This window comes from Brachyspira aalborgi, assembly GCF_008016455.1.
GTDB lineage: Bacteria > Spirochaetota > Brachyspiria > Brachyspirales > Brachyspiraceae > Brachyspira > Brachyspira aalborgi.
The window spans coordinates 991365-1005612 of record NZ_SAXU01000001.1; the positions used below are offsets into that span (position 1 = coordinate 991365).

General features: G+C 27.4%; 11 protein-coding genes. 4 read left to right on the forward strand and 7 right to left on the reverse strand.

The window, feature by feature from the left end; translation table 11 throughout:
* Positions 1–53 precede the first annotated feature (53 nt).
* Positions 54–839, reverse strand: a complete 786-nt coding sequence (locus EPJ79_RS04435; protein ID WP_147738587.1) for a Cof-type HAD-IIB family hydrolase — start codon at positions 837–839, stop codon at positions 54–56.
* Between the two features lie 379 nt (positions 840–1218).
* On the opposite strand from EPJ79_RS04435, the gene EPJ79_RS04440 reads away from it, so the two are divergent.
* Positions 1219–2121 carry a hypothetical protein gene (locus EPJ79_RS04440; protein WP_147738588.1) on the forward strand — a complete coding sequence of 301 codons (903 nt, stop codon included), beginning with the start codon at positions 1219–1221 and terminating at the stop codon, positions 2119–2121.
* A 440-nt stretch (positions 2122–2561) separates the two neighbouring features.
* The gene (locus EPJ79_RS04445; RefSeq protein ID WP_147738589.1) at positions 2562–3593 is read left to right on the forward strand and encodes a diguanylate cyclase; all 1032 of its coding nucleotides are present in this window, start codon (positions 2562–2564) and stop codon (positions 3591–3593) included.
* An 8-nt stretch (positions 3594–3601) separates the two neighbouring features.
* Here the strand turns inward: EPJ79_RS04445 and EPJ79_RS04450 are convergent, their stop codons facing one another.
* The 5 genes from EPJ79_RS04450 to pheS form a co-directional block, all read right to left on the reverse strand.
* Entirely contained in the window at positions 3602–4498 is an 897-nt protein-coding gene (locus EPJ79_RS04450) for a tetratricopeptide repeat protein (protein ID WP_147738590.1), read from the reverse strand.
* A gap of 19 nt (positions 4499–4517) precedes the next feature.
* On the reverse strand, positions 4518–5936 hold the full coding sequence (locus EPJ79_RS04455; RefSeq protein ID WP_147738591.1) for a fibronectin type III domain-containing protein: 1419 nt from the start codon (positions 5934–5936) through the stop codon (positions 4518–4520).
* A 160-nt stretch (positions 5937–6096) separates the two neighbouring features.
* On the reverse strand, positions 6097–6495 hold the full coding sequence (locus tag EPJ79_RS04460) for a phosphoribosyltransferase (protein WP_147738592.1): 399 nt from the start codon (positions 6493–6495) through the stop codon (positions 6097–6099).
* Between the two features lie 13 nt (positions 6496–6508).
* Positions 6509–8929: a phenylalanine--tRNA ligase subunit beta gene (gene pheT / locus EPJ79_RS04465; RefSeq protein WP_147738593.1), complete on the reverse strand. Its 2421-nt coding sequence runs from the start codon at positions 8927–8929 to the stop codon at positions 6509–6511.
* A gap of 37 nt (positions 8930–8966) precedes the next feature.
* Complete coding sequence (pheS, locus tag EPJ79_RS04470) at positions 8967–9986, reverse strand: phenylalanine--tRNA ligase subunit alpha (RefSeq protein ID WP_147738594.1); 1020 nt, start codon at positions 9984–9986, stop codon at positions 8967–8969.
* A 376-nt stretch (positions 9987–10362) separates the two neighbouring features.
* On the opposite strand from pheS, the gene EPJ79_RS04475 reads away from it, so the two are divergent.
* Together EPJ79_RS04475 and EPJ79_RS04480 are read left to right on the forward strand one after the other, a co-directional pair.
* Positions 10363–12390, forward strand: coding sequence for a hypothetical protein (locus EPJ79_RS04475; protein ID WP_147738595.1), 2028 nt, complete (start codon positions 10363–10365; stop codon positions 12388–12390).
* Positions 12359–13264, forward strand: coding sequence for a glycosyltransferase family 2 protein (locus EPJ79_RS04480; RefSeq protein ID WP_147738596.1), 906 nt, complete (start codon positions 12359–12361; stop codon positions 13262–13264). The genes EPJ79_RS04475 and EPJ79_RS04480 overlap by 32 nt, the downstream gene beginning before the upstream one ends.
* 40 nt (positions 13265–13304) lie before the next feature.
* Here EPJ79_RS04480 and EPJ79_RS04485 read toward each other — a convergent pair whose 3' ends face one another.
* Positions 13305–14210, reverse strand: coding sequence for an Rpn family recombination-promoting nuclease/putative transposase (locus EPJ79_RS04485; RefSeq protein WP_147738597.1), 906 nt, complete (start codon positions 14208–14210; stop codon positions 13305–13307).
* Positions 14211–14248: the final 38 nt, after the last annotated feature.

The window sequence follows — 14248 nt, forward strand, 5'->3', positions numbered from 1 at the left end:
CCAAAATTATTTATATTATTAGTATAGTAAAAAATTTTATATTTTTCAAGTTTTTATATTAAATTAAAATGCTCTAAAGCTTTATATATTCCTTCATTATCAACATTATCGGTTATATAATCGGCGACTTTTTTTAATTTCTCGTTTGCATTTCCCATAGCGATTCCAATCGCGCAATGCTCTATCATAGTTATATCGTTTCCGCCATCTCCAAAAGCCATAGTTTCTGCAATATCTATTTTGTAATATTCTATAATTTTATCTACTCCTATATGTTTTCCTCCGCCCTTGCTATTAATATCTGCAAATGCGGGATGCCATCTACTAGATTCGCAATCTTTAAATACTTTATTCATTAATTCTTTTTCTTTATTCTCTCCAACAAAAATATTAATTTGCAAAATATTGCCAATATTTTTTTCTACAAACTCAAAATAATTTTCGATTGCAGGAATTTCTATATCTACTCCTTCAGAAAGTTTTTTTACTTTATCGTCAATATAATTAATAAATATTCCGTTATTCGTCATTACAGAACATGGAAATTTTTCTTTGTTTTTTAGATAATCGATTAAAGAGTATATTGTTTCCTTGCTTATTGCATTTCTATATATTTCTTTATCGTCTACATAACAATCATGTCCGTTAGCGGTTATATATCCGTCAAATTCCAAATCGTCCAAATTATCTACTTGCAATTTAATTCTTCCCGTAGCTATAAAAACTTTTATGCCTTTTTCTTTTAGTTTTTTAATGGCTATTTTAGAAGCGTTTGAAACTTTATGAGTATTAAAACTAACCAAAGTTCCGTCTATGTCAAAAAATATGGCTTTTATCATAATTAAGAAAATCCTTAAAAATTTGAAGTTTATAAAAAAATTTTATTTATGAATATTATACATTGAAATTAATATTTTTTAAATAAAGTATTTTATATTTTATATAAATTTTTATAAAAATTAAAATTTATCAATACAAAAGCCGATATTTTACTATAAAGAAAGTCAAAAATTATAAATTTTCTACTTGACTTTTTTTAAAAGTTTGCTATATTATGGGTAGAGAATATTTGATTTGCTATTTATAATTAGAATAGTAAGATAAAGTAAAAGTTGCAATTAGGCTTTTTAAGTTTATTTGCTAAAGTGGAAAATTATTGGAGGCAAAACTCTAATTATTTTAAATAAAAATATTAAATTATTTAAAGGAGGAATTAGTATGACTAATTCAAAAAAAATTAAAAGAAACATAGGCGCAAGCCGTAGGCTTGCGCCCTTCGGACATGTCCGAAGCATAACTTTCACAATAATCTTATTGGCAGTAGCATTAATTTTCGGTTGTAGAAAAAGCGTAGGTGGAGGAGACCCAACACCAATCGACCCTACAAAATCAATGACGGGAAATTTGCTAATCGTATCCACTGACGGAAAAACAAATTTAAACTCCATCCCTTTGAGGTTCGCTGGAGCAAATGCAACGGTAACCAAAGTTGAAGTAGAACAAGGCAAGAATTTAAATTTAGACATAAATAATTTTATTGTTGAAAACAACGCTTTAAAGTTGACAAATATTGATTTGTCTACAGCAGAGGCTGCCGTATCGAATAAAGTTACTTTAACTTTTGATTTATCCGCAAGTTCGTCTAGCCCAATTACAAGATATACTGACACTGCAGATATTTTTGTAGGAAAAATGCAAACTAATATTTCGGTTGAAACATTGAAAAAATTAAAGTTTGATGTAAGCGATACTGTAAAAGGGCAAGAAAGTTTCGATGGCGATAAGCTTGTGCAAACTGAAACAGGTAAAGCTAGGTCAATATTATTTAAAAATACTGACTTTCAAGTCGATGCTTCTGACGATAGCAAATTTACACTTGCAAATGCGAACACTGGCGATGATGGTAATCAAATAAAAATGAGCGAAATTGCAACTATTCTCTCAAATTCTTTTAATTCTAGCCAAGATATTTCAACTTATAATAATAACGCTGGTTTTGAAATTACAAGTTCTACGGAAGGAACAAAAGCTACATTTGTGATTAAGTTCAAACCGTTCAATTCTTTTTATAAAGAACATTCAATTACATTTGACCAGAAAAAAGGAGCTTGGATAGAATAATTGTAAAATGTAAGTCAATCCATCATATATTAAATAAATTTTGTTAAACTCCTCATTGTAAGTAGTTTTTGCTTGCAGTGAGGGTTTGATAAAGTAGTTTATAAAAGTTGAGGTTTTAAGTTGCGATTTTTAGGTTGCGGTTAGAAAAATCTTTTTTTATATTATTGAAGAGGCTTGTCTGAAATGGGCGAGCTTCTTTTTTATCAATTAGTCATTGCGAGGGCTTTAGCCGAAGTAATCGATTTTTAATAGATTTGTTTATTAACGAAACTAAATTTTTAAATTTAATTTTTCATATAAATTGTTTCGCTATCGCCAGAAATGACGATTTTTATAAAGTAAAAATATAAATAAATTATAATTATTGAAAAAAATTAAATATTAGTATATAATAATGTCTTAATATGGTTTTATAAATATTAAAAAAGGTTTTATATTTAATGTATAAGAATGCGGTAAAATCTCATATTGATAGCGATATTAAAATTGTAAAAAAAAATATTACTCTATCAAAATTAATAGCGAGCAAAGAGAATTTTAAATTATTGGCTATCGTAAACGAATCTAATAAATTAGTCGGAATAATAGATTATCGTCAATTATCGATTAGCGTTCTTAAACAATTATCAAAAAAAACTACAAAAAATATCGAAGCCGTTCTTAATAAAGAAATTTCTTTTTATATGAATAAAGATTTTATAACGGCTTATCCCGAAGACGATTTAGAAAAAATATTTGACAATATGCTTAAAAACAAAACCGAATATATAATAATTGTAGATAATAAAAATCATCCTTTGGGAGTTGCAAATTTATACGATTTATACGAAACGGTTATTAAATTAAAAATAAGAAATATCGGATTAAATATAAGTATTATAGAAGAAAAATCCTCAATGGAAAAAGACAATGTTATAAAAAATCTTATAAAAGAAATCGACACCTTAAACGCTCAATCTACAATAGACGCTCTCACAGGATTATATAATGTTAGATTTTTCAATAAAGTGATAGAAGAAGAAGTTGAAAGAGCTATAAGATATAATTATAATATGTCAATAATGTTTATGGATTTAGACCATTTTAAAAATGTAAATGATATATACGGGCATGACTGCGGAAATTTTATACTTCATGAAATCGGAAAACTTTTGAATAATTCTTCGGATAATATAAGCATTTTAAGAAAAAGCGATATAGCGATTCGATACGGCGGAGAAGAGTTTTTAGTTATATGTCCGAATACAAAAAAAGAACAGGCTTATATTTTAGCCGAAAGAATAAGAAAAACTATAGAAAAAAAATCTTTCTTTTACGAAAAGAATATTATAAATATAACTATAAGTATAGGAGTGTCGGAATATAAACCTTCTTCAAAAAAAGCTATTTCTGACACTATAAAAGAATCCGATAGCGCTATGTATGAAGCGAAGCGTATGGGAAGAAATAAAGTTTCCGTATTTAATGATTAATTAAAAAATCATACTAAAACTTTTTCTCTATTTTCAATATTATTTTCCGTTTCAATACTCGCTTGGTAAACTTCTTTAGCTTTATAATAATATTCTGCGGCTTTTTCGTAATTTCCTTCTATAAACTCTATATTTCCCAAATGAAAATAATCGTTTGATTTAGGCGAATTTTTTATATTCTTAATATATTTTGCCTTGCTTTGAGCTATATTAGGATAATTATCTCGTAAATTTTTATTTCTCAAATTTTTAAGCTCGATTGCGGCTGGAGTATTTGCAGGATATATTGATAAAGCTTGAATATACATATCTTCCGCTTTTTTATAATCTTTCATTTCATGCAAACAAACGCCATAATAATGATAATCGTTATAATCGGCTAAATCGCTTTCGACTAATATTTTATAAAAATTTATCGCTTCTTTATACATTTGATTTCTGTAAAAATAAGTAGCCATATAAACCAACGCGACTCTGTCTCTATTATTTCTTTTCAATAAATATTTTGCTATTTCCAATCCTTCGTCCTCTTCTCCTAAAAGAGAGCATAAAGATAAAAACTCATAATAAGGATTAAGATTATGCGAATTATATAGAGTTATTCCTTTTCTGTATAATTCAAAAGCGTCTTTAAATCTACATTCTTTTTTGGCGATATCTCCCAAAATAAAATATGCTTCTGACGACATCCAATATTCTAAAAAAGTATTTAAGAATATTTTTGCATGCTCGTAATCTCCGCTTTCAAATAAAGATAAAGCTATTTGCAAATACGATTTCATATCGTTTCCGTTGCTTAATCTCATACTTCTTTTTAGAGCTTCCATAGCCTCGCCATCGACTCCCTTTCTTAATAAATCTTCCGCAAGATTGCTTAATTTTACCGCTTTAGTTCCTATATGCATAGTCTCTCTCCTTTTTATTTTAATAAGATGTTCGGACAAAAACTTCTTTAGAAAAATTACTTTCTATATTTCCGCCCTCGCCGCCTATAGCAGTAACAGCGAAATAATAAATCTCGCCGTTTTTTAATCCGTTTATAACATATTCGTTTTGATTTCCTATTATTATTGGAATATTATCGGCATTATTATAAATTCCCGATTTAGTTCCGTAATATATTTTATAACCCGTTATATTTTCATGAGAGCCGTCCCATTTTAGCACGACTGAATTATTAACCGCAATCGCAGTTAAATTAACGGGATTTTTTGGCATCTTTCCTCTATGATAAACAATTTCAACATTATTTAATATCGGACTTATATTTCTTTCGCTATTGCTTTCAAGAACGGCTTTTATTTGAATATATCTTCCGCTTGAGATAATATTTTTTGCATCTAAAAATTTCCATTCTATAAAATCATCTTCGGGCAGAAAATAATTATCTGAAATTCTATAATAAATATCCATATAAGTTCCGTTTGAAATATTAGCCTTATAATCTATATAATCTATAAAAATGTGATTATCTTTTAAATCTATAACTTCGCTTATTAACTCGCCTCTTTTTAAGTATTTATATAAATTAAAATTCTTCTTAAAATTTGGAGTAAAAGAAAAAGAGTCAATCGCTCCAATAAATCCCTGCCCTAAATATAAAGGCTCGTAAATTATATTATTTATATTAAACGCGTAAGGCGAACCGTTAATATCTCCCGTGCTTGTTAAATAAATTATTTCTTCTTCAAGTCCGTCAATATATTTTACCAATTTTCCCGTTTTAGAATCAAAACTTACGCAATGATGTCGCCATTCGTTAGGTTTTAAAGTCTCGCCCACAGATAAAGTTATATTTGAATATTTGCCTTCATACATAAACAAATTATTAAACTGCCAAACTAATTTTCCGTCTATTATGCTCGCTCGAATTCCCGAATATTTGCTTTTCTCTCCGTCTTCGTCATTATATATCGCTATTTTTGAAAGAACTTTAGAATTCATCCTTACTTGATAAGGATTTAAATAAAATTCTATATTAAAACTATTTATCGAATTTTCTCTCGAATCAAAATAACTTTTATTGTCTATTTTTATAAAAGATTTTCCATTTGGAAGCAAAACAGCCTTTCCGCCTGAAACTCCGTCTATATATTTAATATCTTTGCTATAATTAATATTATTATAATTAACAGTATTGGCAAAAACGGGTTCAAATAATTCTGATATTTCCGAAGTATTATTATTTTTCATTGAAGAATTATTTAATATAAAACCATTTTGAGTATTATTAACCGAACTATAATATATATTACTATAATTTGAAAATACATTATAAACTTCGCCGTTTAGATTAACATATAAAATAAATATTATAAAAACTTTTAATTTTATATAAGGCATTTAAATTCCATAAATAAAAAATATTCTTATAATAATTATTCGGCTTTATTTGATTTTTCATTAAAAAAAATTAGACTAAAATACGAATTAATAATATTTACAAAACTATAAATAAATTATATTAAAATTGTTTTATTATTATTTTATATAAAAATAAAAATTATTTGCTTGAGTCTTTTGTCTCCCAAGGAAATAAAAGCCAATTATTATGATTAATATTCTTATAACTATATTTAGGTTTAACTTTGCTTGTATGTTCTCTAACAAAAAGCGCCGCAATATCAAATTTCTGCTCGTCAAAATATTTCAAAGTTTCGCCCGTATCCGAAATATCATCAACTATTAAAACCGCTTTATTTCTAACTTTCAATCTCCAAACTTCTTCCATATTAAGAACCATCGGAATATTTAATCTATGCGACAACATAACGGCTGGCACTAATCCGCCTCTCGCAAGTCCGTAAAGAACTTCGTAATGAATTTTTGAATCCTCTATTTGTTTCGCTATCGTTTCTATCGCTTCGTTTATATTTTCCCAGCTTATTATATCGTATTCCATAATCTCTCCGATTTTAAACTCTTAAATTTATTGAAAACTTATTTTTTAGCATTTCAAGTAAAGCGGATTCAACAGAATTAATCTCTTCTTCTTTCAATGTTTTATTAATATCGTAATAAGTAATTGAAATCGCTATTGATTGTTTTCCTTCTTCAACTTGCTCGCCTACATATCTGTCGACAACTTCAACATTTTGAATTATATCATTGAATTTATTTATAGCTTTAATAACTTTACTAAACTCTATATTATTGTCGCAAACCAAAGCCAAATCTCTAAATACGGCGGGATATTTTCCTATATCTTTTAATTTTAGTTTTTTCGCTCGCTCTTTAATAAGTTTCAATGTTTTTCTTATATCGATATCTAAATAATAAACATCCGTGTTAATATCGAATATTTCAAGGATTTTAGGATGAACTTTGCCAATTATTCCTATTTTTTCGCCAAAAATAATTATTTCAGCGGATATTGTTGGAACAAACCATTTATTTTCTTTAGCGATTAAATTATAGTCGGAACATTTCAAATCTTTTATTAATAACTCTTCGACAACTCCGCTCATATCGAAAAAGTCGTAAACTCTCGCATCTTTATTCCATAATTTTTCTTGATATAATCCAAACATAACCGCAGAAAGATGCTTTTCTTCAATAAATTTATCTCCGTCTTTATAAAAAATATTTCCAATTTCAAATAAAGCTCCGTTTTTATGTCTATGATTTTGATTATAAATTACGCTATTTAATAAAGAAGCCAAAGCGGTTGGACGCAAAACATCCATTTCGCTTGTAAGAGGATTAACCACTTTAATAAGTTTCTCTTCTTCAATTCCAAGTTTCATAAAAATAGCGCTATCGCCCATAGAATATTGTTTAGTTTCGTAAAGTCCGTAAGAAGAGACTTTATGCTTTATCAAACTTAACTCTTCATAATCGGTATTTATAGGATTGCATTTTATATGAGGAATATTTGAAGATATATTATTATATCCGTAAACTCTCGCTATCTCTTCAACTAAATCTTCCGCTATCGATAAATCATGCCTATAAAAAGGAACTTCAACTTTTAAATTATTTTCTCCAAGCGCTGAAGCGTTAAAACCGTATCTTTTAAATATTGAAGACATTTCGCCTATATTCATATCAAGCCCTAAATATCTTTTAACTAAAGAACAATCAAATACTATTTTATTATTTTCAAAATGTTTTGTATTAACTTCTTTCGCTCTCGATGATATTTTGCATTCGTTGTCAAAAGTGACTATCAAATCAACCGCTCTGTTTAAGGCTGATAGAGTCGAATTGTAGTCTATATCTCTTTCAAATCTGTAAGAAGCGTCCGTTTTCGTATTTGTGGCAAGCGAAGATTTTTTTACTGCAATATGGTCGAAATAAGCCGATTCTATTAAAATATTTTTTGTAGTCTCTTCAATTTTAGTTTCATCTCCGCCCATAACTCCCGCAATTCCAATAGGTTTTTCTTCGTCCGCTATAATTAAAACATCTTCGTTTAATTCTATTTCTTTGCCGTCTAAAAGCGTTAATTTCTCTCCGTTTTTTGCATCTCTAACTATAATTTTACCGCCTTTTACTTTATCGAAATCGTAGGCATGCAAAGGCTGTCCATATTCAATCATAACATAATTTGTAATATCGACTATATTATTTATTGGATTGATTCCGCATTTTTTTAATCTTTTTTGCATCCAATCTGGAGACGGAGCGACAGTTATATTATTTATAAGTCTTCCCGTGTATTTATAACAACCTTCTTGATTTTCTACAGTTATATCTATATTTCCGCCTATTGAGTCGTAAGTATTTACTTGAGGAACGGTTACTCTTCTTTCCAATACTAAAGAACATTCTCTTGCAAAACCTATAATGCTTACTAAATCTCCTCTATTTGCCGTAATTTCTATATTAAACACATAATCTACAGTTCCGACTATTAAAGAAATCGGTTTTCCTATAATTTCTTCGGTATTTAATCCCGCTTTATTTATTTCTTCGTCTAAAATCCATATTCCGTATATTCCTTCAATTTCGTCATAACCTAATTCTGTTCTTGAGCATAACATTCCATTGCTTTCAAAACTTCTTATTGACGCTTTTTTAATCGTAAGTCCGTTTGGCAATTTCGCTCCTATCATTGCAACAGGAACAAAAGCCCCTTCTCTAACATTCGGCGCTCCGCAAACTATAGATAAAACATCGTCTCCAATATCGACTTTACAAACGCTTAATTTATCGGCATCGGGATGTTTATGAACGGACGCTATTTTTCCAATTATAACTCCAGGAATATCTCCTCCCGTAGTTTCTATTGAAGACACTTCGCTTCCCGCAAGAGTTAATTGTTTAGCTATCTCTTCCGCAGTCAAATCATCCAAATTAACAAATTCTTTAAGCCAACTTAAAGGAACTTTCATTTACTCCACCTCATTACTATATCTATTCAATTTTTTATTACCATTGTTTTAAAAAATCAATATCATTTTCGTAAAACATTCTTATATCGGTTATTCCGTATTTTATCATTGCGACTCTTTCAACTCCCATACCGAACGCAAATCCCGTATATTTATTTGCTTCATAGCCGACATGTTTAAATACATTAGGATGAACCATTCCCGCTCCCATAAGTTCAAGCCAACCTTCGCCTCCGCAAGTTTTACAACCTTCTCCCGCGCATATAACACAAGTAGCGCTTAAATCAGCTCCAGGCTCAACGAAAGGAAAATAATCGGGACGCAACCTTATTTTAGTTTTGTCTCCAAACATTTTTTTGCAGAAAAGTTCTAATATTCCTTTTAAGTCGTTAAAACTTATTTCTTTATCGACTAAAAGCCCTTCAACTTGATGAAATACGGGAGAATGTTTTGAATCTATAGCGTCTCTTCTTGCACATTTTCCAGGCGAAACTATCGCTATTGGAGGTTTAGTTTCCATCATAGTTCTTATTTGCATTCCCGAAGTATGAGTTCTTAAAACATGTTCTTTAGAAATAAAAAAAGAATCATGACTATCTCTCGAAGGATGATAATAAGGAATATTCAAAGCCTCGAAATTGTGAAAATCGTCTTCGATTTCATTTCCTTCAACAACTCTAAAACCTATTTCGGTTAAAATTGAAACTATTTCCTCTTCAACTTTAGTTAATAGATTTACATTTGCAGATTTTGGTCTTCTTCCTGGCATTGTTATATCGATTTTATTTTTTTGAAGAGAGATTAAAAATTCTTTTTCCAAAATAGCTTTTTTCTTTTCGTTTAAGGCTTTTTCGCAGAAATTTTTTATCTCGTTTATTTTTTTCCCAAGTTCTCTTTTTTCGTCCAAATTATTTATTGAAGACAAATTTTTTAATAATTCTGTAATTTTTCCTTTCTTTCCTAAATATGCGACTCTTATATCGTCTATTTTTGATTGAATATCCGCTTTTTCTATACTATTTTTTAGAAAGCTAAAAATTTCGTCCAAATTATCCATTTATTGATTTCCTATATTAAATATTATAAAAAATTATAGGCTAGATTATAATATATAATAAAAATATTTTCAAGAATATAATTAAGATATATTTTTTATTTATTATCGCCATATTAGGTGTTGACATTTTTTATTAATATGTTATAATTTAATTATTAAAAAATAAGGTAGGAATTTTATATGTTTAGTTTGACACTACACTACACTACACTACACTACACTACACTACACTACACTACACTACACTACACTACACTACACGCAGCATTATAAATTTTTTCGGCGATTTTTTCATTGCAAAACTAAAGAATTATTTGAAACATTTAAACGCTTTCCCTTGCGTTTACAAAAATTAACTTTTTAAGGAGATAACTCTATGAAACACAAAAATTTATTTCTAAAAATTTATATTCCGTTTGTAATTGTTACGATTATCGCTTTAGTCGTTTTGCAAATATTGGGCTCTAAAAGTCGAATTGGTTATTTAACTGATTTTAATTTGAATATTGATAAAACATTAGAATTAAATAATTTAGAAAATATAAATAATGATTTAGACGAAGAAGGTTTAAAGAATTTTATTTTAAATAATGAAAATATTACAAATTATGTCCATCATTTTAGAATTCGTTATTATGACAAAACATTTAGGAATAACGATATTTATGGCGTTTATCCTGATTTATCAAACTTACCTGATTATATGAAAAATGTGGAAATGGATGGAGACGGAAGTCCTTACGGGAATTTTATATCTGATAAAAGAGAGATTGAAGAGAAAATTGATAATATTAATTATATCTTGAAAGTAAAAAATAATTTAATTAGTATTATATGCGTAATATTAATATTTATATTAGCTATTAAATTTTTTATATATTATGCATTTGGAAATTTTTTAAATTTTTATAAAGAGATTATAGGTAAAAAAGAATATTTTAATCCTTTAAGCGTAAATGAAAAAATATTTATTATTGTAAATTGTATTATTGTATTAATATTATTTATATTTCAATTTTGGCTCGGATTTCCTGGATATTTTCAATGGGCGGACAATTATGTTATTATTGGAGAAGCTATAGCGAATAATTATAGTAATTGGCATCCTGTTATTATATCGTTGACTTTGCATTTTTTATATAAAATATTTGGAGTTCATTCTTATTATTTATTTTTTATTAATTTATTTCTATTCTATTTAGGATTAGCTCTTATTATAATTTCTTTATATCATAGATTTAAAACTAAAAAAGTTCTTCTGATTTATTTGTTAATTTTTATTAAAGATATATATTTTATGAATTTCTCTCAAGTAAAAGATTCAACAGCTTCAATGTTTATTTGGTTATTATATTCTTTAATATTTTTTCAATTATCAATGCCGATAAATAATAGATATATAAGATTATTCATAAAAATATTTACCGCTATTATATTATTATTTGGGCTTTTATGGCGACATAATATGATAGTCACTATCTATCCTATTTTTATTTTAATTACTTATTTATGCCTTAAAACAAATCAAATAAAAAATATAAAAGAGTATGTAAAATCATTTGTTATACTAATGTTGTTATGGGCAATTATTTTAGTTGGAATTGTAAAAGTATTTCCGCATATATTAGGAATTCATTATAATTACGCATCAAACCATTTATTCTTACTTCAAATAGCGGGTTGCTCTGTTCCAGCGAATGATAATTCTTTAATACCAAAAGAATGGTATGAAGATGGTAAAACTTTTGAAGATGTAAAGAAAACATATAACGATAATCCTTTAAATGCTGATAATTTTTCTACAGGTTGGGTAAAAGAGAGACCATTTTTAGCAAATACTAAATTAGTCAATTTGAAAAGAGTATGGATAAAATATATTTTTAAATATCCTATAAACTACATTAAACATATTAATAGATTTTTTATAGAATTTTGTATAAAAAATAAAAAAAGTTGGTGGTTAATGAATTCTGATTTTATACAAAGATTATATATTGGATTTAACAACACACATATACCTATAATCAATAGATTTAATAGCAACGAGCAAAAAATTACTTTCACGCCATTAAGAGAAAAAATATATAATTTTCTTTTTAAGAATATGTTTCATATTCCTATAATATTTTGCGTTATATCGACATTTATTATATTTATAATTAATTTTATTTTAATTTTTACAAAAAGAATATTTAATTCAAATCTTTTAATTTATTCGTTTTCTGTTTCTTTTTCTTCAATCGCTACAATATTTATTGTGGTTTCATTTACTCCTGTAGTAGATATTAGATATATTTATCCCGTTTATCCAATATCAATAATATCTCTAATATCGTTTTTTACTTTTATTAAAGAATTGCAAGGAGAGAAAAATGAAAATAGCCGCTATTATTCCTTGCTATAATGAAGAGCTTACAATTAAACAAGTTATTTGCGATATTCAAAAATATTGTCCGAAATGTGAAATATATGTTTTCGATAATAACAGTTCCGACAATTCTTACAACATTGCAAAAGAAACGGGAGCGATAGTAAATAAAGTTTCTTATCAAGGAAAAGGTGAGGTTATTAGAAGAGCGTTCGCTGATATTGATTCGGATATTTATATTATGGTTGACGCCGATATGCAATACGATTTAAGCGAAATAAATAATTTTATTAATTACTTTACGGAAAATAAATTAGATATGCTTAATATATCTCGAGAAGTTGTCGATGAAACCGTTCACAGAAAAGGACATTCTTTTGGGAATATGATGCTTACGGGATTTGCTAATTTTCTTTTCGGTAAGAAATTTAACGATATGTTAAGCGGTTATAGAATATTTTCAAAAAGATTTGTTAAAAGTTTTCCAGCAAATTCGAGAGGCTTTGAAATAGAGACAGAGCTTACAATATACGCTTTGCAAATGCGTTTGCCTATAGACGAAGTTTCAGCGAAATATATAAAGCGTCCCGAAGGTTCGCATTCAAAATTAAATACTTTTAAGGACGGATTTAGAATACTTTTCACTATAATTTATTTATTAATTACCGAAAAGCCTTTATTATTTTTTAATACGATAAGTTTAATATTTTTAGTAATTGGATTATTTTTAGGAATAGGAATAACGATAGAATATTTTGAAACTTTAAAAGTTGAGCGATTTCCAACAGCGATATTAACTATATGTTTGATAATATTATCCGCTTTGTCTTTTTCAATCGGGCTTTTAATGAAGGCTATAAGTAAAGTTTTAAGCGAGAATAGAAGATTTAAATATAATTCTGTTAAGTAAATAATGAATAAAGAAATACATTATAATTAAAATTTTAATGTTAAAGTTTTTTTATTTCGTCTATTGTTAAGCCTGTAATTTCGCTTATAAGGTTAATGTCCAGGTTTTTAGTTTTCATTGATTTTGCCATTGAGATTTGCTCGGATATTCTGCCTTCTTTAAGTCCTTCAAGTTTCCCTTTTTTCATGCCTTCTTTTATTCCTTCTTCTCTTTCTACATTCATCATATCCTTATAAAAATACTCATTCCATTCCTTTTTTCTGTAAGCGTTTATCAACGGGTCGCTATCGATAAAACTTTGGCATCTCTTTTCTACTTCTTCAAAAATATTATTCTCTTTTATTAAATTTGACATATTCTCCCCCTTAAAAAATTTTATCCAACTTGATAATTTTTCTTTGTCATTATTTAAATTAAATTTAGGTAATTCGATATAATGCAACATGCAATGTTCGGTTAATATTTTATTATGCTTAATTTCTTTCAATAAATAACAAGAATGAAAATCTTTAATATCGTTAAATAAAATAAAGTCCAAAACATTAATGCTAATTACGGGCGAAAGTTTTGTATAATTTTCCGATTTATTAAGTAAAGAACTATAGCTATTCGCCCAATAATAAAGACTTCTGCGGATAAAATATTGATTTCCTTGTAATTGAATTTCAATTATAACGGTTTGATTATCTTCGGTAATGCATTTAACATCGACAATAGATTCTTTACCGTCTAAATATTTAGTTAAATTAAAAGGATTTAAAATTACAACATTATTAAAAGTTTGAAAATTTAAATCAATCATTACTCCGTTTATAAAATCTAAAACAATATTTTCATTTCCTTCGTCTGAAAATAAATATCTGATAAAGCAGTCGTTTTTCTTGTTTAAATTATCAATGGTAATAATTTCATTTTTGATTTTTTCTAAATATTCAAATTCTTTCATAAGGTGTATTATAACAAAATATTTTTATTTGTAAAGAA

Coding starts and splice junctions, on each gene's coding strand:
- EPJ79_RS04450 (WP_147738590.1), bottom strand. CDS start 4,498: ATGCATATAGGAACTAAAGCGGTAAAATTAAGCAATCTTGCGGAAGAT.
- EPJ79_RS04480 (WP_147738596.1), top strand. CDS start 12,359: ATGAAAATAGCCGCTATTATTCCTTGCTATAATGAAGAGCTTACAATT.
- EPJ79_RS04435 (WP_147738587.1), bottom strand. CDS start 839: ATGATAAAAGCCATATTTTTTGACATAGACGGAACTTTGGTTAGTTTT.
- EPJ79_RS04460 (WP_147738592.1), bottom strand. CDS start 6,495: ATGGAATACGATATAATAAGCTGGGAAAATATAAACGAAGCGATAGAA.
- pheS (WP_147738594.1), bottom strand. CDS start 9,986: ATGGATAATTTGGACGAAATTTTTAGCTTTCTAAAAAATAGTATAGAA.
- EPJ79_RS04485 (WP_147738597.1), bottom strand. CDS start 14,210: ATGAAAGAATTTGAATATTTAGAAAAAATCAAAAATGAAATTATTACC.
- EPJ79_RS04455 (WP_147738591.1), bottom strand. CDS start 5,936: ATGCCTTATATAAAATTAAAAGTTTTTATAATATTTATTTTATATGTT.
- EPJ79_RS04440 (WP_147738588.1), top strand. CDS start 1,219: ATGACTAATTCAAAAAAAATTAAAAGAAACATAGGCGCAAGCCGTAGG.
- pheT (WP_147738593.1), bottom strand. CDS start 8,929: ATGAAAGTTCCTTTAAGTTGGCTTAAAGAATTTGTTAATTTGGATGAT.
- EPJ79_RS04475 (WP_147738595.1), top strand. CDS start 10,363: ATGAAACACAAAAATTTATTTCTAAAAATTTATATTCCGTTTGTAATT.
- EPJ79_RS04445 (WP_147738589.1), top strand. CDS start 2,562: ATGTATAAGAATGCGGTAAAATCTCATATTGATAGCGATATTAAAATT.